Consider the following 25,374-nt stretch of genomic DNA (forward strand, 5'->3'; position numbering starts at 1 on the left):
GTGCACCACTATTTTCCGAAACTGTGCATTGTTATTTGCCGAAGTTGTGCACTGCTGTTTGCCGAAATTGAGTATTGCTATTTTCCGAAACTGTGTACGCGTAGTTGCCGATTTCTGTGTATTGTTAATTGCCAATCACACTTACCTCCCTATATTATGTTCATTGCAAAAAAGAATCGCTTAATAGCCTGTATTGGCTCTAAATTATCATATGCCCCCTAAAATTCATTCAAAGCTTTCTGTAACGCATACATCCCCTGAAATTGAAACAGTCGGTGAATATGTCCGTCAACCTACATCTCCTGCTAATGCATATCTAGGTGCAGAGGAATACTTTCTTAACATAGTTGGTGAGGATGGTAAATCCAACAGACAGCGAATTGAAAATACTTATATCCGTCATGCTGATAAAAGACTAAAAGGTTCACCAGCTGATATCTTACCATTGAAGACTGGAACAACGTTGTACATTGAAGCAGATCAAATTAATACCCAGGCATTTCTCACCGAAGGTATTGAGGTTGTGTCAACAGATGAACCAGCATTTAAAGCAGCTCAGTTAGCAGCACTTGAGGCAGATCTTGGTTATGTAGCGGTGAATACACCTATCAATGGTAAACTAAGTACAGGAATCAGCAAAACTGTTTATCCGGATTTGACTGTCTGGATATGGTGCAGATCTCTAAGCCCAAGGAATCAAGAAGATGATGAATTGAAAGGTGAATTTTTTGACCTCAGTCCATTCATTGAACGAATCAGCACCAATGTTGGTAAGAATGGTGGAAACTTTCAAATCGTTCTACCAGCTCTGGAATGTGTGCTGGATGGGGATAATAAATGGTCATTAAGAAAAAGTACAATCACACAATTCCCAAGCAGTAATGAATATGTTGCCCAAACATCTTTATATCAGTTAAATAATAATGGAAGGAATGTGGATGAGGTTTTAAATAGGTCTCAGTTCTTATTCCAAAACATGATCGGCACCAATGACCTGGTATTGATCCGGTTTGAAACCCTGGATATGGAAAAAGAACAACGTTACACTGATCAGGATGAGTTCTATGTAAACAAAAAGAACATAGCAGGCAGGATCTATGATATGATTGGATTAATTGATTCATCTACTCAGGTAGTCAGTGCAGCATCCAATGACGTTAATATTCAAATAAATGGTAGGGATCTTTCCAAGCTTTTCTTGGACGACGGTGTTTTTTTCCAGGCACTTGAAAACAGCCAGGGGATTCTAAAATTTGCTGGACAATCTACTATCAAAAGCCCTCTGATAAACAGGCTGTTTGCAGATAATGGAATGTCCTTTATAGGACTGTATATGCACACCTCCATTGAACATGTACTAAAATTCATCATGCAGCAATTAGCTGTTATTAAAATAGTTCCTGATGAATTATTCAGCAGTTACGGAGATAGGAGAAATAAACGGTACAATGTAACAAACCACAAGGACAAGGCAATTGAAAACTCAGATTACAGAAAAATCCATACTGAAGAGCTTGCATCCGGCATCTGGCAAATTGTTAAGTTAGTTATTGATAAGTCAGTTTCCCAGAGAAGAGTTGCCGACAGTTCAATGAGTATGGCAAACGGCTCACTAATAAATTTTATTAATGCTGTCTGCCAAATGCCTCTGGTAGAATATTATGCAGACACATATGGTGATCAATATCATTTGATTGTCAGAAAGCCGCCACATGATCAGAAGGCACTAATATCTCTCATTGAAGGTAAAATAAATAGTGAAGATGGAACTGTAACTACAGCTCCTGCCATTATTGATATCAATTCCGAAGATGTTTTTGATGAGCAATTAACCTTTGATGATACAGAAGTTTATTCATGGTATCATTTTTATTCAAAAGGGGCATTGATTGGGGATGCACAGAATTACTCTCTATCCTACTTACCAGCTATATACCTTCCTGAGTATGCCGACATTTGGGGTAATAGGCCAATGCAAAAGAGCCACACCTATTTGCCTTATACTGGCAATCCTAACCCTGGAAATGCCTTAGATCTGTGTGAAAGACAAGCTCTCGAAGACCTCAAATACGTTGTGGAAACCAGCCAATACCTATCATTCACCAGGAAAGGCCAGATAAGACTTAGTATGGATCGTAGGTTGAAAATTGGCAATGTGATCAGATACAAACCTACAGGAGAGATCTTCTTTATTGACCATGTAACCCACAGTTTTGCTATTAATGATCAATCCATAGATGCTACCACAACAATTCATGTGAGCAGGGGCATGATTGAGCAACTGATTTACGGGATCTACCTAAAGAATGAGAATGATGAACCTAGGTGGGTCAGTTATTTCAACATAGTTAACACAGACCTGGTTTTTAATGAGATTCAAACCAGCAAAAAGGTGGCAGTACGATCCAAACCCATTGAAAGCACCTTGGTAGAAAAACGTTATGTAAATCAATCTGGAAATACAGGAATATATTATTTGGAAAGATATAAGAGCCATCCTGAAAATAGAAACACCTTTATAAGGTTTGTCAATGAGATTAATAAGCTTGGATATCGGGTGATCATCACTGATACTTTCCGGTCTCATCATGAACAGTGGTTATTAAAATACGGTGTTGGAGGAAACATCAACAATGCTGAGCCTGGGACAAGCAGGCATGAGCAAGGGGCTGCTATCGATATAAACCTGACAAATGATATTACTAAAGAAAGGTTGCGTAAAAACAGCTCCTATGAGTCCTGGGTGAAGTCCGGTGTTCCCGCCCTAGCTAAATCAATGGGAATTAAATGGGCAGGGGGTAGCGGCTCGTTTGGCAACTACGTGGATCGGGTGCATTTTGAGATTGAAGGAACTCCAATAACCAGGGTAGAAAAAAAAGAACCGGAATATATAACCAAGGTTGAAAAGACAATTGATAGAAATGCTGTTTTCTCCAAATACAAAGTGAATAAATTCAGCTTTAATTTCTTTCTTAAAAAATTGCAATTTGATCCTACTTATAAAAATGTAACAAGCAGAAGCATTCAGGAACAGGGAGGGCAACTATTGTCTGAGGTTGAGGTAATTGGAATAAAAAATAAAATAAAAAAATAATTCATGGAAAACTTTAATAATATAAGTATTGCTCACGATGAAGCTGAAATGTATTCAGCTGGAATAGCATATATCGTTATTCCAAAAGACATAGATAGAGCTAAGTATATTGATCATTGCTATAAAACTGGCACAGTTTCAATAGTTTCTGGGGTTAATGGATATACCAACCGTGTTCCTATTGATCAATCCACTATTAATTTTATTACATTTCCCAATACCGTTAATGAATTTGGCAGTGCAGTTTCTTTTTTGATTGATCCTGTTCAAAAAGTGCCAATTATAGTAGGTGTTTACAATAAACCTGATGATGTAGGTGAGCTGGAGGAGAATTCATTTAGATTCAAAAGAAAGTTCCAAAACAAGATAGTTGATATTGCCGGATCTTCAGAAAAGTCATACTTGTCTTTAGGTGTTTCATCTGATACTGGCGGAGAGGTTAATGTAAATGTGCATAGTGATGATAGTTCCGGGCGTTTTAATGTTAGAACTGCCGGTGACGTAAATATAACAGCATCAGGTAATACAAGTATTGAACAATATCAGAAGTTAACTATAACCACATTGAATGAAGATGATGAGGCTGATTTCTCAACTTTTGAGCAGGAAAGTGATACCAATAAATTCTCTTCAGATAACCATGAAATCTACACAAAGAAGCTGTCAATCAATGAAGGAGAGGAAGCATTTCTTTTAGGAAATAAGGTTAAAGCATTTTTAGATGATCTAATCCAGGAGTTAAGCAATATTACTGTTACTACAGCCCTAGGCCAAATGCCAATCCTGAACAAAGCTCAGGTACTGATATTTAAACAAAGAACTGAGTCGCTACTTTCAAAAATCGCTTTTATAGATAAATAGGATTGCTTAAACATCCAACCATCGCTTTACAGATCGCTCTTAACCTCAATTAATGGCTATTATCAGGTTTACCAGTACTCCAAAAGAGATAACAATCCAGGTAGATGAACATGTGCGTTACCTGCCCCTAATGCGTCCACGCATCTACTCCATTCAAGGTAAAGAATATGGTTTTGCTGTCAAATATCCGGATCAACTCCCAATTCAGATGATGGTTTCGGATCTTATTTACATTAATGATGTAGCTGCTACTGTTTTTGAGGCTGTTTCATTTTTAGTGAGTACCATTCCGGAAGTAATAAATAATCACAAAATTAAACCTGTTCATAGGTCACTTGATTCCATTCCAGACGGAGAAAACAGGAAATTGTTAAGCGCGGTTGAGTACCAGATTTTGCAACAGATAATTGAATCTTTTATCAATTCCTGAAAAGGTAATCGAAATCAAACTGCTCGATCTTGCGGAAAAGTGGTGCAGGTGACCCATTATTGGAAAAGGCAATTTCTGCTATTGAGGTTCTGTATACAGACCCTCCGGAACGTATTTCAGATTGAGAATGATGGATATAATCTTGCAAAAGGGGTAAGTAAAAAAAATATTTCTGAAAATATTTTACTTTTTTTCTACGCCAACTTAGTTATTAAAATACGCACAAAATTCGTGCATTAGTAATAATTGCCTAGTAATATTATTAATAAATATTACTAATACTTAATGCGTAAATAGCTATAAATAAGTTGGATATATGAACATACCCGGTTATCTTCGATGAAATAAATCGAAAAAAATGAAACAAACCACCGCAAAAAAACTCCGCACACAAATTGCCAAGGTTATCAAAATGACTGATTCTGCTCCGTCAAAATTGTTTCCAGGATCTACAGTAAGGCAGGCGAAAGTTATTTCCCTGAGCAAAGTGTATTCAAAAACCGTTTAACATTCATTAACCAATAATTTAAAATCGATTTTATGCAAAAAAGTAAACCAACCCCAAAAAAGCAGGAATTCACACAACATGGTTTGAACTTCCAATTTATCCCAGGCACCACTTCTGGAGAGCAAATTAATTCTCTTCAGGAAATCAAAGATGCCATGAGTGATATTTTAGTGCAATATGTTAATGGTGAAGATGGTTCGCTGGCAGATAATACAATCAAAGTAATAACTATGTTATATATGCAGGCTGATGCGGTGGCAACACAGAAAATGACAAAAGCAGCTTAAGACGATGGTTTTGTATTTATCAACTCAGCAAATAAATTTCATGAAAAATGCCATGTTAATATCCAAATATAAATTGATGAGTTCAGACAGCCTCTTCTACCTGATTTCCAAACGCAAAATGTCGAAGAGGTCATCCCTGATTATAGCAGCTATCCTTGAGATCCGCTTTCCAACACCCTGGAAAGTTCGCTAACAATCAAATCTTGAACTTAAACCGCCATGGGAGACTGTGAGCGGTTTTTTGAATTTCATATGTTTCTGAACAGAATCTTTTATAGCCCCATGGCTTTAGCTGTTTTTCCAGGAGAAAATTAGATCCTTGAAATGTTTATTCAGCTTATCGTCCTCCTGTAGGAATATTTCTGAATCTTGCATTATGACTTTGGTCATCAGTCTTCTAGTTAAAGAGTCAATATCTGTTGATAACTTCCGAAGCTTATCTAAAGTGTCATATTTCTTGCTTTTTTTTGTATCTAATGTTTGTCCATGTAGATATCTTGAACGAAGGTTGTACGTGGATTTAAGAAGATCATAAATGCTGGTTCTCTCAGTCACGTTATCTCCTAAATAAAAAGCCGCTCTCTCACTCACCTTATGCGAAACTTCACTGCTTTCGTCACCTGAAAATAAGCATTCATAAATAGGAACATATAGTGAAATTTTGGTATGCAAGTGAGGTTGAGTTCTTGCCAATGTTAAAAATTGAATGGCCCTGGAAATTCTATCGGTGCTGTTATAATCTAAAAAGTAATCTGGTGATATGTTTGAACTATTAAGTCGAGCGGGTATTTCCTGATAACCAAAGTGGTGCTGGGTGGTTGTCAATAAGTTAAGTCTATCGCTAATTTCAATTGCTCTATTGATCTCATCCAGTGAAAATCTTGTATCTCCAGTTAAGCCAAAGCTACTAGTATAAACTTGAGAGGATTGAACGGTATAGCATTTGGTTTCTGTACCTGTGACAGATATAAACAGGCTTACAGAATTATCCTTGATAAACCAAAGCGAAAAGCAAAATATGGTAATGAACTGGGTAGAATTGACAGCATACTTATGGATACCTTCCAGATGAAGAATAGAGAAATCTTTCATCGACCTATAAAAAAATGGATACTTATACAGTCGCTGCGTGACATTGGTACCTATTTCACTCGCAAAGGTGTTTTTGAAAAAAAAAGTGTGAATGACTTTATCATCTTGAGACAGGATAAAGCTATTGTAATTATAGTTTTCAGCATCAGATTCGATACGGATATTATCCAGACTTAAGATTTCATAAAGTGCCATGCCAATTAGAGAGTTTTGTTTTTTAAGTGCTAGAGTTGGAATGAATATTAAAATTAAAAACAACATGCATATTTTCCAACTAGAAGCCTCTATACTAGGGCTTTTGGCTTATCCAGATATCTATGATAATATCAGAGATATTTCCATGCTCATCTGCTACAGCGCTTGAAATGTTAATTGTAAATGAATTGACTGTAATGTCACTTACCAATGGCCACAAATATGATCTTGATGCGATTAAGATACTTGGAGGAGTCTTAAATCTGGGAAGTTTTTCACCTGAGATTGTAGTGAGAGTATTGAAATCAATTCTTGCAATGTTGTTAACTACATTCAATTTATTTACATTAACTTTTTCAACAATAAAAATATTTTGTTGGATTATGTTCTTTTGATATATAGCTTGGATTTTCTTCTCAAGGCTGGCCAACCTTCCGAATGCAGCTTCGGTACCGCTGTGCAATTTAGTTAGTCTTGTAGTTTCAGCAATTAGATCTTTGTTAAACTCAGTCTTAAAATCGCTGATACTTTGGTATCCCAAAAAGGCAATAACAGCACCGATAATAGTTGTAATTGCTACAATATATTCCTGTTTGCTTTTTAATTCGAAATATTTCTCATCAGTAAGTCCGCTGCTGAACTTAAAGGAACTTTTAAACGCCTCTATATGTTTCCTAATTGACCACCAGCTCCATATCGTAAAAACAACTGACCCTAAACCCATGATGACCAAAATTGATGGTAAAAGCTGAACAGTCGTTTGATCCATATATTTTTGAAATTATGTTAATTACTTATATGCAAAAAATATTCTTACAGGTAGGGATATACGTTTAATGTTCAAATAAGCGAACTAAAAACGGAACTGCAATGTGTCATTGCGTTTTGATTGGCCGGCTTTGTTCAATTTTAGGGTGTACCCCAAAATGTGAAAAATAAATTCATCAATTTGTATTATAATATTTCGTTTACTCACACATAGTTCCTATTTTTAGGATTTAAAGCCACCTAACCTAAAATTGTGAATCATGAACGCACTCTATTGCCGAGTTTCCACCCTGGATCAAAAGACAGACAGACAAAAAGTGAACGAAGCTGATTTTAGTGTAGTTGTTGAAGATAAGTGTTCCGGTGCGGTTCCATTTTTTGAAAGAGAAGGGGGAAAGGAAATTCTGAAACTGATCAACAAAGGAGCATTAACTACATTGACTGTTTGGACAATTGACCGCCTGGGGAGAGATCTTAGAGATATTATAAATACCATCCACTTTTTCACTGAAAAGAAAATCAGCATTAGTTTCATCTCTCAGGGATTGACCACCCTGGACAAGAATGGTAAGGAAAACGCTATTTCAAAAATGATGATTAGTATCCTGGGGGTTGTTGGGGAAATGGAACGCTCCCAAATAAAGGAAAGGCAATTGGAAGGCATCAAGATTGCAAAGCTCAAGGGTAGTTACAAAGGAAGGGTTTCGGGATCAACTGAGGATGCACTTGTTTTCTTGTCTAAAAAACGTAACAAGGAAGCTTTAGCCTACCTAAAGAAAGGATACAAGGCTGTGGAAGTAGCAAAGCTGACGGATCTTCATTTGAACACCATCACAAAGATTAAGAAGTTAGGGTTAGTTGTTTCAAAATAAACTAAGTTGGATTGTTAGTTATTATTGTCTGGCTTGTACTCTTGGTCGGCCTTTGCACCGGTAATAAAAAGGTGCCCTCACGTGCCTCTATCGATAATCCACCGCACCCGGAAGCAGGATCGTTGAAAAGTGTTTATTTGTGTGGAAAAGCATAAAAAAGCAAAGGAATGGTACGTATCGCAACACATTTTGCTTTACATTTGTAAAACAAATCTGAATCATTTGTAAAACAAAACCCCCATTGGAGTGGGGGTCAAGATTCGGTAAGACAATTCAGCGGAAATCGGAGTTTGGACCTCTTGTTCATGTCGCTTTTCTTCCCGATGAGTAGATTCTGCTAAATTAATGATTTTTAAGCTATCATATTTCATGATGGCTTTTTTTCTGTCATTAAGTTCTTAACACCGCATTAAAGAAAATATGACCTTAAACTGAACAGATAACAAGGGAGGTCATTGATACCACGCCGTTATATAAGCACCAAATTCCTCAGCCATCTCATTCATCTCATGACCATCGAACACCCAGCCATCTGAGTAACGCAAGTTGCCGATATAATAATTATTGATGATCAGTTGAAACGCGCTCGGATTGCCGCTGCCTTGTACCGGCATGAATTCACCATGGTAATCTTTTCCTTTGTATTCGAAATCTATCGGGATGCGGTCAGCCATGCCGCGAAAGTAATACTAAATTATTTAGTAATCTTGGAGCCGTCGCCTATTTTGTTAAGCATGGCCGTGTCGAGGCTATTGGGGTTAAAGTTAGGTGAAACAAAGCCATTTGAACCGGATATGCTTAATCTGGAACTCAGCTTGATTACTTCCTTTTCCAATGTCTTAATGCGTTCAGCAAGAGTCGCACTGTCACGTATCAAAGTTCCGTTTCGCACTTCCGTAGCGTATGCTTCCTTGGTTTGGTTGTTTACGCCGGTGTTATAGCTTAGCCAAGAGACACCCCCCAGTACTGCGACAATGATGGTGGCCACCGTTCCTATTTCTTTACCCGACAAGCCATGGAAGGCCGGCTTACGATGTACCCCTTTATCCTCAATGGTCTGTATGCAGTTTTCGAGGAATTTGACCGCTTGCGCTTTGTTCTTTACAAAATTTCCATCCCATTGATGATTTCCTACATGGAAATCGAGGTAGTTAAATTCATGAATATATATTTCTTCCCTTGAGCCTTTGCCGAAGATTTCTTCGATCAAAGATCGTGTCTGTATAATCCATGTTGGATCACCGTAGTTGGTTTGTGTTGCCAGGTTACTGATCTGGCGTTTCAATATGGATATGGCTTTGCTCGCTTTCATGTTCCGAATATAAATAAAATAAGTAAGTGCTTCGCCCAATACCCCACTCCGAAGACATTTAATTGCAACTTAGCATAGTTGTGGTAACTAATTAAAGTTGTATTCACATTACTGTTTTACGAGCTGAAGGGAGTTCGCTTTCCTTATAAGAATAAAATTGGACACTTCCATTACCGTCAATAGGGAAAAAGGTAATTTCTTTTTTCCAATCTCAATCTGCATTTTTGAAAGTTAAATTATTCAACTATGCCGAAAATCACCATTGACACGGATCTAATAGATTCCAAAATTGCTCAACTCAATCTTGAAATTGAAAGACTCCAGCACATCAAAGAAGTGCTCCCTGACATGATTTTGGACACCGTGATTTCTTCTCAAAAGAAGCCACTAGCATCAGAATTTATTACTCAATTCTTAAAAGATGCACCCAGCGGAGCCTCATCAGAGCAACTTGCGGATCAATACGCGGTTATTTCTGGAAAGTCAAAGTTTGAAATAAAGAGTTTAATAAGCAATACATTATCGCGGATGAAATCTGCAGGGAAGATCGAAGTGTCGGCAAAATCAGCGGAGGGTTGGGAAATTTATGAATTGGTTAAATTACCATAGGCTTATTACCATGATCGAAACTTTAATTTCTGGACTGCATTTGGAGAGGTGTCGTGGTTGTCAGCTATGGACTTGGTTATAGTCTGGTTTTATATTGATCAAGTTCGTCGTCGGATAATTCGTGTGGCTCAACCAGCCTGTAATGCTTTTCTGACGCAACAGTAATTTCTCCACCCTGCATTTCAAATTCGAACAATGCTATTTTACCATCTTTCATGAATTGAGCAGCGATTGGTTTGCATATAAGGGTAGCAAATTTCTCTTTCGCCATTTCAAAATCCTGTTCAATCTGAACTACTCCTAATTTATCATTCCCTCCTTTGGCCTGAACCGGTATCACATAGTGGACACCTCTTTTGTCGATACCAACATATACCTCATCGGTTTCAATTTGCCCTATCGAAGAAACAGTTGTTCGAAAATGATTTTGGAGTGAATAGCAAGTATATCCAGTGAAAATGTCTACTAACCTGTTATATCTTATTTTCGCAAGTAATGCTTGCTCATCACTCATAGCATATCTTGCAATAATGCCAGGTGTAGCATTAAGCACTTTTGTTTCAGACAAAATAGAGCTTGGTACGATAGCAATTTCCTTAATCAAAACAAATTTGTATTGGGAGCGACCAGTGTTTTTTATCACCCATTCTTTGGATGCCGGTGCTGTATCCACAATCTTTTTAGGGAGAGCATAACGATAACGAAATGAATACAGTACGTCACCAAGATTTTTTGGTAACTTAATTTCTAAGTGGTTCGCCTTTGCAACTAATTCTTCACGCTCAAATGGAATTTCTGTAATCCCTTTTTTATAGTAATCAAAGAAAATAGCTTCAATAAGTTGGGAATATGTATTAGCTGTCTTTTTCATTTTATCAAATTTGTAGGCCAGGCCATCTTAGAATGACAACCTCTTCATTTAAATCACTTTTTGTAGCTGTCGAAAATCTTGTCCGGAATAGGTCAATCCTGACAACTTCATACCCTAATGATTCCGCAATCTCTGCAATCAAATTGCCCGTCCTAATCATTACTTGAAGATAAGAAGCCTGATCACCGACAACATAAGCAAGCATTGCGTTAGGCCTTAGAATTGACTGCAAGTCAAGCAAGTGTTTAGCCATTCCTCCAAAATACAAACGAGTGACAGTGTGATATAATCGCTCAAAGCCCGATGTTTTCCCCATTTCTATTCTAGTTTGCTCTATTTGATTCGCAATATCCTGGATAGTGGTGAAGCCTTGGATATACTGACCATCTGTGTCACCTTTGTAAACACTTCTAGTATTTGATCTTACAAGAGTACGTTTGAGAGCTTGTAGCTCCACTTTATTCTTGACAAAACCAAGTAGTACTGACTCTAATCTTGTCGTTCTTGAATAATCTTTTTCGTTCGGATATGGAGGAGAAGTTATTACTGCTGAAATTCGTTTCCCCCGCAAACATGATTTAAGATTGCGGGCATCTCCTAAGATCACTTTGGATTTGGTCAATGTAGCCTCTTTAGATTTAGATTTGAGATCATCAATAATTTTCACCATCTCACTTTCCCAACTAGAGAGGACTTCAGCGTCTTTTTTTATTTTGCCTATACCGACCTCGGGACCAAATTTAAGGTTGCTGAATTTGAAAACTGTTGAATTCGCTAAAGCTAGAAGAAGATACTTATGATATTTAGTATTTGCATATTTTGAAATTTCCCCCCGTAAAACTAGGCATTTGTGTAAGGGAAGGGGGCTTATAGAATCCTTAAGCAAGATTTTTTCCTGTTCCTCAGTGAAACGGCTAAGGTTTAAAGCTTCACCATTGCCTTCAGAAATTACATCAGAGATTTTTTGACGTCTAAGTTTCGCTGCGGCTTTTTTTAAAACAATTTTATAGGTTTCTTCCAATCTTTTTGGGTTGACATCCCAGCTTGTTTTCACTTCGCTAGCAAAATGCACCATTGGATTAGCCTCAACCCCTATCGATGGAATATTATTGAGCTTTGCTTCAACCAAAGTAGTTCCTGTTCCACAAAAAGGATCTAAAAGCAAATCGTTCGATGTTAATTGAAATTCTTCAATGTAATGCCTCACCAAGTGAGGCGGGTAGGAAAGAACAAATCTGTACCAATCATGAAATCGTCTGTCGGCATTATCTAATTTATTTTTTACTGAATTTTTAACTACCGGTCCCGCTTCGATTGTATCCACTAATGTTCCTTTTTGGCAAATCTATTTTTTCTAGCGAGATTTCCAGCACATTTTTTTTGGCTTATTGTTGTTATATATCAAAAATACTAGCTGTCAGCTTGGATTATTTGCCAAACCTAAGGCTAAGAAGAAAAAGCTATTTCATCTTCAGATACAACTTTATAGCATAAAATTTTGATATTACAAAAGTGTAATCCACATACCAAGACTGGAAAGAGGTATTAGCTTCATTTTAGTATTAACTATTAGCATAACGTTTAAACAAAAAAGCAATCCCATGCAGGAACTGTACCATGTCACCTGGTTCACTCAAGAAACCTATTATTCCCTCATTGTTCAAGCAGACTCTGAAGAAATAGCCAGAGGTGTGGCAGGATTGACACCTGAGCAGGAATTGGAGTATGACTTGGAAGCTGAAGAAATATCACTTGATTTAACCTTACCTGGTAACTCTGTGTTGATGCGAAAAATGGTGCAGATAAACTGATTGTACCATTTTGCACAGTTAACAAGAGGCTTCATTCTGATATTACTAACCAATGAGACAAAAAAAACCAGGAGTTCCGGCTGGTTCATGCTCTATTCTGGATCAATTTAAACTAACTCTACTTTCTCAAGCTGCTTGGCCAGCCCCCTAACAGTTTTGGCTATCTTATCAGCTTGAGGCTTACGTGGATGTTTCACACCTGACGCATACTGTCTAACTAGCCCTGGATTCAATCCGGCAAGCTTGGCAACATTGGTTATGTTCAGATAATCATGCTTCATAAAGAATGACTGCATATCATACCTAAAGGTGAAATCCAACTCATCCGTTTTTACTCTTTTCCAGAAAGGATCTTTATCCCCTCCATGCTGCTGATAATCCTCAATAAGATCTTTAATGTTTTTAATGATGGTATCAATGTCTGGAGCTATCGTGTTGGGCATAAAGTGTCCCTTATTCACTATCCTACCAGAGAAGTCTTTTCCACCTGCTTTTTCGATGATCATTTCTAGTTTCATTGTACTTAGTTTAAATTTTTAGAGTTTAAAGAAAACAGGGAGGCTATTTAAGCCCCGCCTGTTTCAGTAGATCATGCAGCAATCCTTTTCCTAAATCTTTGGTTCCATGATCAGGGATTGAAAGGTGATTCAACTTCTTAGGATGAACAAATATCTTATGACTTCCGTTCTGCCTATCGAATACGCAACCAATTGCTTTCACTTGCTTGATCAGTTGTTTGCTATCATCGATTAAAAGTAGCGAAATTGCTACTTATACCTAAATTTATTTATATCTTTTTTGATAATAAATGCTAAAAAATGACTTCAGGCAATATCTTAAGAATTTTAACTAAGGGTTTCTACTAATCGAATATTCGATTTTACTCTTAATTAAGTGGCTATTAGTTACATATAATAGGAACAGACATTACAATAAACAAAATGTGAAAAAGTATTACGAACGTATAATTTTTTTTTCAAATCATTAAAGGTAGATTGCTTCTGTCCTCCAAACAGCTGTCATGGAGACTCCACAACAAAGGAGGTTTCATTATGGCAAAATGGTTCAGACACAGAAAAACCGGAAAACGAATTTCCCGGTTTCTAGCAAAGCTATTACCTATAGCTTTCCTTTTTAAAGAGTGCCTAGAGTTAGTTAATGCATTGGGGAATGTAAGAATACTAATCTAAGGCGAAAGTGGGGCAGGCTTCGGCCTGTCTCATTTTTATAAATGTAAGGCATCTAGTCTAATTTCCAAATTTATTTGATGGATTCATTCTGCGGATCAGGATAACTTCCAATATATCCTCTAAACCTTTGAGGCGTAATTGTTCAAAGCTTATTTATGAACAAATAAAATTTCTATCAAAGATTTAACTGAATTGGTATATGTTTTACCAATGTTTTACCCAAACGAAAATGTAGATCATAAACGATTATACAACAACCGATTATCAAAAATCTAGTGGTCCCGACAGGAATCGAACCTGTATCTAAAGTTTAGGAAACTTCTATTCTATCCATTGAACTACGGGACCTGGCTGAATCTTTATTACTTATAAACTGTAAGGGAAAAAGAACATAAATCCCCGACAGGGCGGCAAAAATAAAGCTTTCCACCGTTTTTCGCGTTTTTCCTTCAAACTAATGTTTCTTTAACGTGAAATAGTAATCTTCCACTTGTTGTCACCGGGTAATTTATCATGAATTTTTCACTTGTTCAATCCAATCGGCTGTTTTAGCTGTCAGCGATTTCATATCTTTGCGTCCCTCAATACCAGATATGAAATTTTATAATATTTTGATTCGTTACAGGCTCCAGATTGGTATCCTGTTGATAGTTATAGGCATTATCGCCAATGTGTTTGGCAGTTTTTGGCCGGCATTTCCTGCTTACCTGGTCGGCATAATTCTGATAGCCGGACATTTTTTCTTCGGACCACTCCGTGTGATCCAGGAATATATGGAAGCCGGTGATATGGAAGGAGCTGAAAAAGTGATGAATTCAATCAAATTCCCTAACCTGCTTTATAAACCTATCCGTTCTGTTTACTATACCCTGAGAGGCAACGTGGCGATGATGAAACAGGATTTTGTCGGTGCAGAGCTGAACATGAAAAAAGGAATCGATCTGGGTATCCCGATGAAAGAAGCGGAAGGTGCCAGTTTTCTCCAGATGGGTATGCTGAATATGCAGAAAAATGATTTCAAACAGGCTGAAAGTTATATCCGCCAGGCGATCAGGAAAGGTTTGCCTGATAAGGAAAACGAAGCTGCTGCTTATCTCCAGATGTGCTCACTCATGATGAATAAACGCGAATTCCGTGCTGCCAAAGACTTCTTCCGTAAGGCAAAGGCACTTAAGCCAACCACTCCTGAAATCGTAAAACAGCTGAAAGACATCGAAAAATACATTACAAGAATTCCGGGATAATTACGTAGCGGGAATGTACCTGGGTTTTTGTAGCGGCCTGGGCTTTGGCCTCTGCAAGACTTATCTAAACTCCAGCACCATCTGTTCCCCCGGCCATTTGCCGAACCGTTGAGCAACTGAATTAAAACGGAAGGAAAAAATGTCCTTCAATTTCTTTTTTACGACCAGTACATTGGCAAGATCGCCGAATATCCATAAAGGATTTTTGTAGTGCACTATATCCGTCATTTCAACACCGCCATCTATTGGTTTGAAATGATGCTGATGATGCCACATGTTATATGGACCGTGTCTTTGCTCATCCACAAAATATTTCAACGGATCAACATGCGTGATTTCAGTCATCCAGTATAACGGTATCCCAAATAAAGGACTCACCTTATATTCGATAATCTGCCCCTGGTAAATTTTATCCCCCTGGTATTTTGAAATCACTTTAAAACCCAAATATGCCGGAGTTAGAACCGGGAGATTCTGGGGACTCGCAAAAAAATCCCAGATTTCTTTGACAGGTACGGGAATACGTTGAACACTTTTTAAGGAATATACAGCCATAATGATGATGTATTGAACATCGTCACTACAACCATCACAAGGTTCAATATGTTTACAATGTGTAATCTTTTTTTATCTGGTCCATACAGAGTTTCATAGTGGCAACCAGGGTCTTAACCAAAGCAGGGATCTGCCCTGTATCCGTTCCCGATTTACCATTGCTTTCGATCGTCCGTACCAGTTGTTTTAACCTTTCAATACCCATGGAATCGATGGTGGACTTTAATTTATGAGCCAGTTTACTTAACCCTTCCCAACGCTGATCGCCGGTAGCCATTTCAATATCTTGCAAAGCTTCAGGCATGGTATCGAGGAAAAGCTGAATCATTCTTTTGACAAAATCCTGGTCACCGCCGGAAATGGCTTCGACCATCGATAGGTTATATAACTTTTCGCCGGGAGCCTGTATTATTTCAGCCGGTCCCATTGTTGCTGATGTTGATACAGCGGTCCCGGATGCAGAGTTTGCAGATGCTGAGGTTGCGGATCCAGCGGCTCCGGATGCGGAGTTCCCGGATGCGGTTGAATCTATTCCATCGGTAAAATCTTCCGACTGCGCAATTTGCGATTTTGCTATAACCAGATTTTTAGAAATTACCTGGAATAACCTCGGTTCGTCAAATGGCTTTGAGAGATAATCATTCATTCCCACTGCCATGTACTTCTCACTATCACCCTTAAGCGCATTTGCCGTAAGTGCAACTATTGGTATCTGCGATATTTTTTTATTTTCAAGGGCTCTGATATTCTGGGTGGCCTGCATACCATCCATCTCCGGCATCTGTATATCCATCAATATAAGATCATATTCGCTTTCCTGCACCTTTCGCAACGCTTCCCGGCCATTGACCGCGATCTCAACTTCAAATCCCCACGATTCCATAATATGTCTTGCGAGATACTGATTGAGCTCGACATCCTCTGCTACCAAAATCCGTCTTTTGCCCAGGCTTTGATAATTAATTTCCCGTGACATGTCTTTATTCTTTGGTTTATAAACACTGATTCCAAATGGCAATAAGAATCTGAAAGTAGAACCTTTTCCAGGTTCGCTATCTACAAATAACTGTCCACCCATTAACTGGATGAGCTCTCGGCAAATACTTAAGCCAAGACCGGTGCCGCCATATTGCCGGGTGACCGCAGTGTTGGCCTGCATAAAAGGTTCAAAAATTTCACTGTGCATATCCACCGGAATTCCAATACCAGTATCAGTTACAGTAAATTCAATCCAGAGCAATGACTCGCTTGATTCGTGGACGTTTGCACAGATGGTAACCGATCCTTTATCAGTAAATTTAATAGCATTGCTTATCAAATTATTCAATACCTGTCCAAGACGGTGTGGGTCGCCAATAACAGTAACATCAGGATTCAGTGAAATAGATGATTGTAATACAATTCCCTTTTCTTCCGCTTTATAAGTAAAGGTCTGAACACAGATTTCGATACGTTCTGCAATTGGAAAATCAATATGCTCAAACTTCAGTTTGCCCATCAGGATTTTCTCAAGGTCCAGCACATCATTAACGATCACCAGGAGGTTGTTCGCTGATTCCTGTATCATTTTCAGATATTCCATTTGCTGTTCATTGAGATCCGTTTTTACAAGTAAGCTTGCAAAACCGAGAACACCGTTCATTGGTGTTCTTATCTCGTGACTCATATTGGCAAGAAACACTTCTTTTGCTCTCGACGTATCTTCTGTAATTTTTTTTGCTAACAATAATTCCTTCTCCGATTCTACCCGATCCGTGATATCTTGTGAAAAACCAATGATATAAGGCTCCAACCCTTCTTCTTCAACCTTGTAATTTTTGTATAAAAGAAATATGCGTTGACCGGATTTGCTGATTACACAAAACACGCCTTTGCACTTTCCCTCACTTATCAAAGGATCCAGGTATAAAGTTTGAAAGTCTTTTTCATGCTCAGGTGGAATAAAGTCAGAGACAAGTCTGCCGACCATTTCATCTTCTGAAAATTCAAGTAATTCGCAGATAGCTGGGTTCACAGATAACATCCTGCCAGTCATATCATGTGTGCAGATCAGCGCCTGGCTATAATTGAAGAGGTCACGATATCTTTTTTCGCTTCTCTGGATCTGTTCTTCAATCCGTTTTTGTTCAGTTATATCGAATCCATAACCAATCAGCAATTTTAAATTCCCGGATTCATCAAATACAGGATATAAGCAACGCAGCTGATGCTGGAGACTACCATCTTTCAAAATAAATTCCTCTTCCCATTTGATTTCCTCTGAGGTCTCCAAAACTGCATCCAACATCTTTACTCTCTTCTCAAGCATTTCTGCCGGTAGCTTGCGGAGTAGAAAATAGTCTTCATCCCTTTTTCCAACCAGCCATTTTCTTACTACCGGATCTTTGATGGCAGTCTGGTTAGCGAAAAGATATTCACGATTTGTATTAAATACTACGAGATCCGTTGGAATGTTATCAAGTACATCTTCATAAAACTTTCTTTGCTCCTCTAATTTGAGCCCAACCAATTCCTGGCTGATCTCGGTTATCCCATTAATTTTATTTCTAAGGGAAGTTTCGGTTTCTGAGCCCGCAAGTTTTTCCACGATGATCCGGTGAAGGGTTTCTATAGTATTCTGAGTATTCACGCCTGGGTGCACATTGTCAATTTAGTTGAAGCATTATAATTACCTGGCCTTTAGCTCGCCTGCCTGGATCATACGATAGATCGTGGATTTCCCGACATCAAGTTTTTTAGCTACCAGTAAAACATCTTTATCGTATTTGTCCAGGTAATGCTGAATAATCTGGATCTCATATTCTTTCAACGACCTTTCTTTATTCATCAGATCAGCTACTTTAGCTGTGGTATTGATAGATATATGTTCCGCTGCTATCGTTTCCCCATCGGTCATAACGCAGGCCAGTTCCATTACTGACTTCAGTTCACGAACGTTACCGGGAAAAGCGTAGCCAAGCAACTTTTGCTGTGCATCAGCATCCAGTATTTTCTTATCTCCACCATTTTCTTTTGAAAACTGATCCATAAAATGTTTGGCCAGGATAACGATATCATTACCGCGTTCACGAACCGGTGGAAGATGGATAGGCAGACCTATCAGTCGATAATAAAGATCCTCCCTGAAGTTTTTGCTTTGTACTTCGTCCAGTAAATTTTTATGCGTGGCAACAATGATTCTAACGTTGATGGGCACTACTTCATTTCCACCGATCCTGGTAATCTCTCTTTCCTGCAAAACCCTCAGGAGTTTAGCCTGCAGGTTGATATCCATTTCCCCAATCTCATCCAGGAACAATGTACCACCGTTGGCTTCCTCGAACTTGCCAATTCTTCGGGTAACCGCCCCCGTAAATGCTCCTTTTTCATGGCCGAACAATTCACTTTCTATAAGGTCTTTTGGAATAGCCGCAACATTCACAGGAACGAATGGCTTTTTATGTTTTTCGGAATTGTAATGGATGGCTTTTGCCACCATCTCCTTTCCCGTGCCCGTTTCACCGGATATAGAAACCGTGATATTTGTTTTGGATGCTTTTTCAACCAACGCAAATACCCGCTCAATGGCATCACTTTTTCCGATCAGGAACTTTGAAAAATCATATTTTTTTCCAACCTGTTCCTTTAGCTGTTCCACTTCCTTGCGCAGTCCATCTATTTCTTTCAGGTGTGCAAGTATGTTCCAGAGGCGGTCCTTGGTGTCATCGTCTTTGACGATATAATCGAAGGCCCCGTTTTTCAACAGGCTGATAGCGGTTGCCACATCATCCTGGCCGGATATAATAATAACCTGGATGTCTGGATGAACCTCGCGGATCTTTTTCAGGACCTCGCCACCATCCATATCTGGAAGGGAATAATCGAGTGTAACCACATCTGGTTTCTCATGTAGTGCACCAAAAAATGCTTTGGAACTTTCGAAGCGACGAACTTCGTAATCAGGATTGAGTGAAAGGTAATGGTTCAGCATGGAACCGTACCAGACATCATCTTCCAGGATGAAAATTTTGAGAGAATTTGGGTTCTTCATGGTTTGGGTATGGACTTGAAGCTATAAACGCAAATGATGAAAAAATATTCCAGAATAAGGAATAATTCCAAAAATAATACCTGGGTATATAACATGCATGGTATCAATGAGTAAGGGGAAGTACTTAGGTGAATACCGGGCGGTACATCCCGGCACTATGTAAACTAACCCACCGTCGGCGGTTGTGAAGTATACCCTTTACCTTTGCAACATGGCCTTATCTGACAAACTCAATGAAAAATTCCGTGAAACTTTTGAACAACTCAATGACCAACAAAAAAAAGCCGTAAATACCATTGAGGGCCCGGTGATGGTGATCGCAGGCCCCGGCACCGGCAAAACCCAGATCCTGAGTGCAAGAATCGGGAAGATTTTGCTGGAAACTGATACCGCCCCCGATAATATTCTCTGTCTTACCTATACAGAAGCCGGTGTAGTAGCCATGAGGAGAAGATTATTATCTTTCATCGGCCCCGATGCCTACAAAGTCCGGATCTATACTTTCCATGCATTTTGTAATGATGTGATCCAGGATAATCTTTCCCTGTTTGAAAAAACTTCAATGGACCCGGTTTCGGAACTTGAAAAAATAGCATTATTCAAGGAACTGATCGATACCTTCCCAAAAAACCATCCGCTAAAAAGATACAGGGGGGATGTATACTACGAGATCCGCAACCTGCAATCGCTGTTCAGCACCATGAAACGTGAAGGTTGGACCCCGGCTTTCATCGACGAAAAGATCACCAGTTATCTCGAGAGTTTACCAACCCGCGAAGAATACATTTATAAAAAAGCGACCAAACAATACAAGGCCGGCGATCTTAAAAAAGACAAACTGGATGAAGCAAAGGAGCGCATGGAAAAGCTTCGCGCCGCAGTAAATGAGTTCGACCGTTTCCAGGAACTTATGCGATCACGGAACCGCTATGATTTTGATGATATGATCAATTGGGTCATCAAAGCTTTCAGGGAAAACGATTCACTGTTAAGGAAATACCAGGAACAATTCCTCTATATCCTGGTTGATGAATACCAGGATACCAGCGGTACTCAAAACTTACTTGTCCAGCTATTGATCAACTACTGGGACAAGCCCAATGTTTTTGTTGTGGGTGATGACGACCAGAGTATCTACCGTTTCCAGGGTGCAAATATCGACAACATGCTTGCATTCACAGAAACATATAAGGACCTGCTCACTATCGTGCTTACGAATAACTACAGGTCAATTCAACCGATCCTTGATATATCTAAAACATTGATAGATCGAAATACGGGCAGATTAGTCACTAAGATGAGCGGGCTTTCAAAGGATCTCCAGGCATCAAATCTTGCCATCAATAGCCTGACTCATCTTCCAATCATCAAAGAATATGAATCACAGCACCAGGAGATGATTGATATAACTCTCCAGGCTGAAAAGCTGATCAGCGAAGGTGTTGCGTCCGGACGGATCGGGATCATTTATAAAGAGAACAGATACGGCGAAGACCTTGCACAATATTTCAAACTAAGAGGGATACCCGTTTATAGCAAACGGGATGTGAATATCCTGCAGATACCCGTTGCCGCTAAAATCATCCTGTTTTTTAAATATCTCGCTGCTGAATTGGAAACACCATTTGGTGGAGATGAAATGTTATTTGAAATCCTCCATTTTGACTGGTTCGGAATACCACCGATAGAAATTGCAAAACTGTCGATCGAAGTAGCTGATAAAAAATTCGGTTCACAAAAAACTTCGCTCCGCAAATTACTTCTTGAAAAATCAACCCAACCACCAGCGGACCTGTTTGCAAAACCTTTCAATGAGAAATTGAAATTTGCCGGAACTGTAATGGAAAAGCTTATTGCAAACGTTCCTAACGTTACCCTGCAAACGCTATTGGAAAATATAATCAGGGAAGCGGGCGTCCTCAGGCATATTATGCAGGATCCGGAGAAAGTCTGGCTCATGCAGGTAGTAACTTCACTGTTTGATTTTGTAAAGGAGGAGACCAGGAGGAATCCGAAACTAAGATTGGCTGAGCTCGTAAACATATTCAACCTGATGGAAAAAGAAGAGCTTGTACTTCCATTGGTACAGGTGAGCGGTAATGATAAGGGAGTTAATCTTATGACAGCCCATGGTTCCAAGGGACTGGAGTTTCAACACGTGTTTGTACTGGGTTGTAATTCTGCTTATTGGGAGAAGAAGAGAAAACCAGGCGGAGGTTATAGTTACCCCGATAACATGTTTTCCACGGTAAGCAACGCCAATGATGATGAGGAGTTAAGAAGATTATTTTATGTAGCCCTAACCCGGGCAGAACAACATCTGCAGATGTCGTATAGCCGTTTCCGTAACGATGGACGGGAGCTGGAGCCCTCCATGTTTATTGCAGAAATACAGGATCGCCACATCATTCCGACCCAGAAGGTTATTATGGATAAGTCGGTTATACTTGAATTCCAGGTTTTATCTTTCGCTGAAAACCGTGCGCCTGAGATAGGTCATGTGGAGGAAGAATTTCTTCATGCCATGCTTGAGAAGTTTGTTATGAGCGTCACTGCGTTGAACAACTATCTTAAGTGCCCGCTTGAGTTTTATTTCAAAAACCTGGTCCGGATACCTTCACCCAAAAATGAAGCAACAGAATTCGGATCGGCCGCACACCATGCATTACAAATGCTGTTTGAAAAAATGCAGCAACGTAATGATCAGTTTCCTTCCAAAGAAGAATTTCTCACTGACTTTGAATGGTACATGCATCGCCACCGTGAAAGTTTTACAAGAGAACAGTTTGACCGCAGGCTTGAATATGGATTCCAGATATTGACGGATTATTATGATAAATATATAAACAGCTGGAGCAAGGTGGTTTCTGTTGAAAGGAACATCAGGCAGGTCGCTATTAAGGATGTGCCTTTGAAAGGCAAACTTGATAAACTTGAGTTCGATGGTAAGCTGGTAAACGTAGTCGATTATAAAACCGGTGATCCCGACAATGCAAAACCAAAACTGAAAGGACCGAACGATAAAGATCCCAACGGCGGGGACTATTGGCGCCAGGCTGTTTTTTATAAGATCCTGGTTGATAATTATGAAAGAAAGGAATGGAAGGTTGCAAGCACCGAATTTGATTTTATCGAACCCGATAAAAAGAAAAACTATCAGAAGATTAAGGTGATCATAAACCCGGAAGACATTACAACTGTAACAAAACAAATCGTAGAAACCTGGCAAAAGATACAGGCCCATGATTTCTACACAGGTTGTGGCAAACCTGATTGTCATTGGTGTGAGTTTGTGAAGACTAATAACCTTGCCATTGCCTTGCATGATATTAGTGTGGATGAAGATGAATAGATTCCCCTGTACTGAAATGCTAAGCTTTTGTCAAAACAATTATTATCCACTCAAACCCATTAAGTTTGTAATCCGCATTGGAACAGTATGAAAAAAAATAGTTTTGTATTTTTTACCCTGATTTGTGCATTTGTATTATCTGGTATGATTGGTGGGTCGGGTTGCGCGAATGTAATTCCCCCGACAGGCGGGCCAAGAGACTCATTACCACCAATCCTGCTGAATTCAAACCCAAAGGATTCTACCACTAATTTTAAAGGTAAAAAGATCACACTTTCCTTCAACGAATATGTGCAGCTGGAGAATATTCAGCAAAACCTGTTGGTAACGCCCGTGCCAAAAATTACACCCACGGTGCAAAATAAATTACGGGAGGTTACTATAACCCTCAGGGATACACTCGAACCTAACACCACCTATTCACTCAACTTTGGTGATGCAATCAGGGATATTAATGAAGGCAACCCGTACAAAAATTTTACCTATTTATTTTCAACCGGCAGCGCACTTGATTCATTAACTATTCCAGGCAATGTTATTATAGCCGAAAGTGGCAAAATTGATACTACAATAGTTGTAGTATTGCATAAAAACTTTGCAGATTCCGCACTTCGCGATCGCCCGCGTTATGCAACTAAGGTTGATAGCAAGGGAAACTTTGTGTTTCGAAATTTGCCAGCTGACACTTATGCCCTGTATGCATTTAAAGATGAAAGCGGAGGCAGAAGATATACTTCCCCAACACAGCTTTTTGCATTTTATGATACCCTTGTATCTAGTATTGATCCCCCGGAAAATATCATCTTATATGCCTACCTGGAAAAAGATACAGCGCGCCCGACCATAAGGCGACCGACTGCCCAGCCTAAGCCTGCACTAAAAGGAAATGCAGCTATAGCTGACCGGCTATTAAGGGTTCAGACCAATCTTACCGGTAGCCAGCTTGGCTTACTTCCGTCTGATACATTCCATTTACTTTTTCCATTGGATTCGCTCAGGCAATTCGATTCAAGCAAGGTAATATTGGCAAACGAAAAATTTGAACCGTTAAATAACTACCGTTTTTTGAGAGATACCAGCGGAAAACGCATAGCAATCTTTTATCCCTGGACAGAAAACACGGCTTATAATCTTGTTCTGGATAAGGAATTTGCAGTCGATAGTTCAGGACGAAAACTTCCGAGAACTGACACTATTTCGTTCCGTACTAAAAAAGAAACCGACTATGGGCTGGTCAGGATGCGTTTCCCTAATCTTGACCCGGCTCGTAATCCTGTGCTGCAGTTTGTGCAGAATGATGCCGTCGTCTATACTTATGTTTTTGGAAACAACCGCGAATTCAACTCGAGGTTATTCAACCCGGGCGAATATGAGCTTCGCATTCTTTACGATGAAAATAAAAACGGGAAATGGGATCCCGGTAGTTTCTTTATTAACCGCCGCCAGCCTGAAAAAGTAGTGCCTGTACAACGGAAGGTTAATATCAGGGCCAATATCGATAATGATATTGAAATAACCCTGTAACCAAATTATCTTTGCGTTATGCAGTTCTCTTCGGCCTTACTTGAAAATGCAGTGAATGAATTTGCGAAGCTTCCCGGTATCGGAAAAAAGACAGCTTTGCGGCTTGTGCTGCATTTACTGAAGCAGGATGAAGGCATTGTGCAGGGATTTGGAGAAACCATTATCAAAATGCGTAAGGACATCCGGTTCTGTCAACGCTGTCACAATGTGTCGGATGGGGAAATCTGTTCAATTTGTTCGAACAGGATGAGGAAACAGGAGATGATCTGCGTGGTCGAAAACATCAGGGATGTGATAGCCATCGAAAGTACCCAGCAATACAATGGACTATATCATGTTCTCGGAGGTATTATCAGTCCGCTGGACGGAATTGGTCCGGATCAGCTCACTATCGAATCATTGGTAGCAAGGGTACAGAAAGAATCAACCCAGGAAGTAATTTTTGCCCTTAACCCTAATATCCAGGGCGACACGACCATATATTATACACAGAAAAAGTTAAATCCGCTGGGCGTAAAGGTTACAACCATTGCCAGGGGGATCGCTTTTGGTGGCGAGCTTGAATATGCAGATGAAATGACATTGGCCCGGTCAATCACCAACCGCCTGCCAGTGGAAAGTTATGTTACAAAATAGCGCTTACCTGGCCGGTTTAGAACATTAATAGGCTGGCTTCCCCAAAGTCCCGGCCAGTCATTGCTTTGAATTTAGATACATTTTATTACCTTTGCATATTCTTACGGGCGGATTTTGTTTATTGTTCGGCCCG

General features: G+C 39.3%; 23 protein-coding genes and 1 tRNA gene. 12 read left to right on the plus strand and 12 right to left on the minus strand.

Going from position 1 to position 25,374, the window contains the following annotated elements; translation table 11 throughout:
• The first annotated feature begins 655 nt into the window (after nt 1-655).
• From VK664_RS12785 to VK664_RS12805, 5 genes are all read left to right on the plus strand, one after another.
• Nucleotides 656-3,094 carry a M15 family metallopeptidase gene (locus tag VK664_RS12785; protein WP_461399057.1) on the plus strand — a complete coding sequence of 813 codons (2,439 nt, stop codon included), beginning with the start codon at nt 656-658 and terminating at the stop codon, nt 3,092-3,094.
• Between the two features lie 3 nt (nt 3,095-3,097).
• A complete protein-coding gene (locus VK664_RS12790) occupies nt 3,098-3,955 on the plus strand; it encodes a hypothetical protein (protein WP_461399058.1) in 858 nt (285 codons plus the stop codon).
• A 52-nt stretch (nt 3,956-4,007) separates the two neighbouring features.
• Entirely contained in the window at nt 4,008-4,385 is a 378-nt protein-coding gene (locus tag VK664_RS12795; RefSeq protein ID WP_461399059.1) for a hypothetical protein, read from the plus strand.
• A 358-nt stretch (nt 4,386-4,743) separates the two neighbouring features.
• The gene (locus VK664_RS12800; RefSeq protein WP_461399060.1) at nt 4,744-4,893 is read left to right on the plus strand and encodes a hypothetical protein; all 150 of its coding nucleotides are present in this window, start codon (nt 4,744-4,746) and stop codon (nt 4,891-4,893) included.
• A gap of 32 nt (nt 4,894-4,925) precedes the next feature.
• A complete protein-coding gene (locus VK664_RS12805) occupies nt 4,926-5,180 on the plus strand; it encodes a hypothetical protein (RefSeq protein WP_461399061.1) in 255 nt (84 codons plus the stop codon).
• A gap of 288 nt (nt 5,181-5,468) precedes the next feature.
• Here the strand turns inward: VK664_RS12805 and VK664_RS12810 are convergent, their stop codons facing one another.
• A complete protein-coding gene (locus VK664_RS12810) occupies nt 5,469-6,467 on the minus strand; it encodes a hypothetical protein (RefSeq protein ID WP_461399062.1) in 999 nt (332 codons plus the stop codon).
• Nucleotides 6,468-6,561: 94 nt separating this feature from the next.
• Nucleotides 6,562-7,236: a hypothetical protein gene (locus tag VK664_RS12815; RefSeq protein WP_461399063.1), complete on the minus strand. Its 675-nt coding sequence runs from the start codon at nt 7,234-7,236 to the stop codon at nt 6,562-6,564.
• A 259-nt stretch (nt 7,237-7,495) separates the two neighbouring features.
• On the opposite strand from VK664_RS12815, the gene VK664_RS12820 reads away from it, so the two are divergent.
• Nucleotides 7,496-8,107 (plus strand): recombinase family protein, encoded by a 612-nt coding sequence (locus VK664_RS12820; RefSeq protein WP_461399064.1) that lies wholly within the window; start codon nt 7,496-7,498, stop codon nt 8,105-8,107.
• A 452-nt stretch (nt 8,108-8,559) separates the two neighbouring features.
• On the opposite strand, the gene VK664_RS12825 is transcribed toward VK664_RS12820, so the two are convergent.
• Nucleotides 8,560-8,781: a hypothetical protein gene (locus tag VK664_RS12825; protein ID WP_461399065.1), complete on the minus strand. Its 222-nt coding sequence runs from the start codon at nt 8,779-8,781 to the stop codon at nt 8,560-8,562.
• A gap of 20 nt (nt 8,782-8,801) precedes the next feature.
• Nucleotides 8,802-9,419 carry a hypothetical protein gene (locus VK664_RS12830; protein WP_461399066.1) on the minus strand — a complete coding sequence of 206 codons (618 nt, stop codon included), beginning with the start codon at nt 9,417-9,419 and terminating at the stop codon, nt 8,802-8,804.
• Between the two features lie 246 nt (nt 9,420-9,665).
• Here VK664_RS12830 and VK664_RS12835 point away from each other — a divergent pair, with 246 nt between their 5' ends.
• A complete protein-coding gene (locus VK664_RS12835) occupies nt 9,666-10,028 on the plus strand; it encodes a hypothetical protein (protein WP_461399067.1) in 363 nt (120 codons plus the stop codon).
• Nucleotides 10,029-10,104: 76 nt separating this feature from the next.
• Here the strand turns inward: VK664_RS12835 and VK664_RS12840 are convergent, their stop codons facing one another.
• Together VK664_RS12840 and VK664_RS12845 are read right to left on the minus strand one after the other, a co-directional pair.
• The gene (locus VK664_RS12840; protein ID WP_461399068.1) at nt 10,105-10,899 is read right to left on the minus strand and encodes a hypothetical protein; all 795 of its coding nucleotides are present in this window, start codon (nt 10,897-10,899) and stop codon (nt 10,105-10,107) included.
• A 4-nt stretch (nt 10,900-10,903) separates the two neighbouring features.
• Complete coding sequence (locus VK664_RS12845; protein WP_461399069.1) at nt 10,904-12,223, minus strand: DNA methyltransferase; 1,320 nt, start codon at nt 12,221-12,223, stop codon at nt 10,904-10,906.
• A gap of 277 nt (nt 12,224-12,500) precedes the next feature.
• Between VK664_RS12845 and VK664_RS12850 the strand changes: the two genes are divergently transcribed.
• Nucleotides 12,501-12,710 carry a hypothetical protein gene (locus VK664_RS12850; protein ID WP_461399070.1) on the plus strand — a complete coding sequence of 70 codons (210 nt, stop codon included), beginning with the start codon at nt 12,501-12,503 and terminating at the stop codon, nt 12,708-12,710.
• Between the two features lie 107 nt (nt 12,711-12,817).
• Here the strand turns inward: VK664_RS12850 and VK664_RS12855 are convergent, their stop codons facing one another.
• The 3 genes from VK664_RS12855 to VK664_RS12865 form a co-directional block, all read right to left on the minus strand.
• On the minus strand, nt 12,818-13,228 hold the full coding sequence (locus VK664_RS12855) for a hypothetical protein (RefSeq protein WP_461399071.1): 411 nt from the start codon (nt 13,226-13,228) through the stop codon (nt 12,818-12,820).
• Between the two features lie 43 nt (nt 13,229-13,271).
• On the minus strand, nt 13,272-13,475 hold the full coding sequence (locus VK664_RS12860) for a type II toxin-antitoxin system HicA family toxin (protein ID WP_461399094.1): 204 nt from the start codon (nt 13,473-13,475) through the stop codon (nt 13,272-13,274).
• 701 nt (nt 13,476-14,176) lie between these two features.
• Nucleotides 14,177-14,248, minus strand: a tRNA-Arg gene (locus VK664_RS12865).
• Between the two features lie 245 nt (nt 14,249-14,493).
• Here VK664_RS12865 and VK664_RS12870 point away from each other — a divergent pair.
• Nucleotides 14,494-15,144, plus strand: a complete 651-nt coding sequence (locus VK664_RS12870) for a tetratricopeptide repeat protein (RefSeq protein WP_461399072.1) — start codon at nt 14,494-14,496, stop codon at nt 15,142-15,144.
• 60 nt (nt 15,145-15,204) lie between these two features.
• Here the strand turns inward: VK664_RS12870 and VK664_RS12875 are convergent, their stop codons facing one another.
• The 3 genes from VK664_RS12875 to VK664_RS12885 are packed head-to-tail and all read right to left on the minus strand — an operon-like array spanning nt 15,205 to nt 19,729.
• Complete coding sequence (locus tag VK664_RS12875; RefSeq protein ID WP_461399073.1) at nt 15,205-15,699, minus strand: SRPBCC family protein; 495 nt, start codon at nt 15,697-15,699, stop codon at nt 15,205-15,207.
• Nucleotides 15,700-15,751: 52 nt separating this feature from the next.
• Nucleotides 15,752-18,340: an ATP-binding protein gene (locus tag VK664_RS12880; RefSeq protein WP_461399074.1), complete on the minus strand. Its 2,589-nt coding sequence runs from the start codon at nt 18,338-18,340 to the stop codon at nt 15,752-15,754.
• A 27-nt stretch (nt 18,341-18,367) separates the two neighbouring features.
• Complete coding sequence (locus VK664_RS12885) at nt 18,368-19,729, minus strand: sigma-54-dependent transcriptional regulator (protein ID WP_461399075.1); 1,362 nt, start codon at nt 19,727-19,729, stop codon at nt 18,368-18,370.
• A 211-nt stretch (nt 19,730-19,940) separates the two neighbouring features.
• Here VK664_RS12885 and VK664_RS12890 point away from each other — a divergent pair, with 211 nt between their 5' ends.
• The 3 genes from VK664_RS12890 to recR all read left to right on the plus strand — a co-directional run bounded on the left by VK664_RS12890 (nt 19,941) and on the right by recR (nt 25,241).
• A complete protein-coding gene (locus VK664_RS12890) occupies nt 19,941-23,081 on the plus strand; it encodes an ATP-dependent helicase (RefSeq protein WP_461399076.1) in 3,141 nt (1,046 codons plus the stop codon).
• Between the two features lie 87 nt (nt 23,082-23,168).
• Nucleotides 23,169-24,605, plus strand: a complete 1,437-nt coding sequence (locus tag VK664_RS12895) for an Ig-like domain-containing domain (protein ID WP_461399077.1) — start codon at nt 23,169-23,171, stop codon at nt 24,603-24,605.
• An 18-nt stretch (nt 24,606-24,623) separates the two neighbouring features.
• Nucleotides 24,624-25,241 carry a recombination mediator RecR gene (recR, locus tag VK664_RS12900; protein WP_461399078.1) on the plus strand — a complete coding sequence of 206 codons (618 nt, stop codon included), beginning with the start codon at nt 24,624-24,626 and terminating at the stop codon, nt 25,239-25,241.
• Nucleotides 25,242-25,374: the final 133 nt, after the last annotated feature.

The organism is Flavitalea sp. (genome assembly GCF_035489435.1).
Lineage (GTDB): Bacteria > Bacteroidota > Bacteroidia > Chitinophagales > Chitinophagaceae > DATHKG01.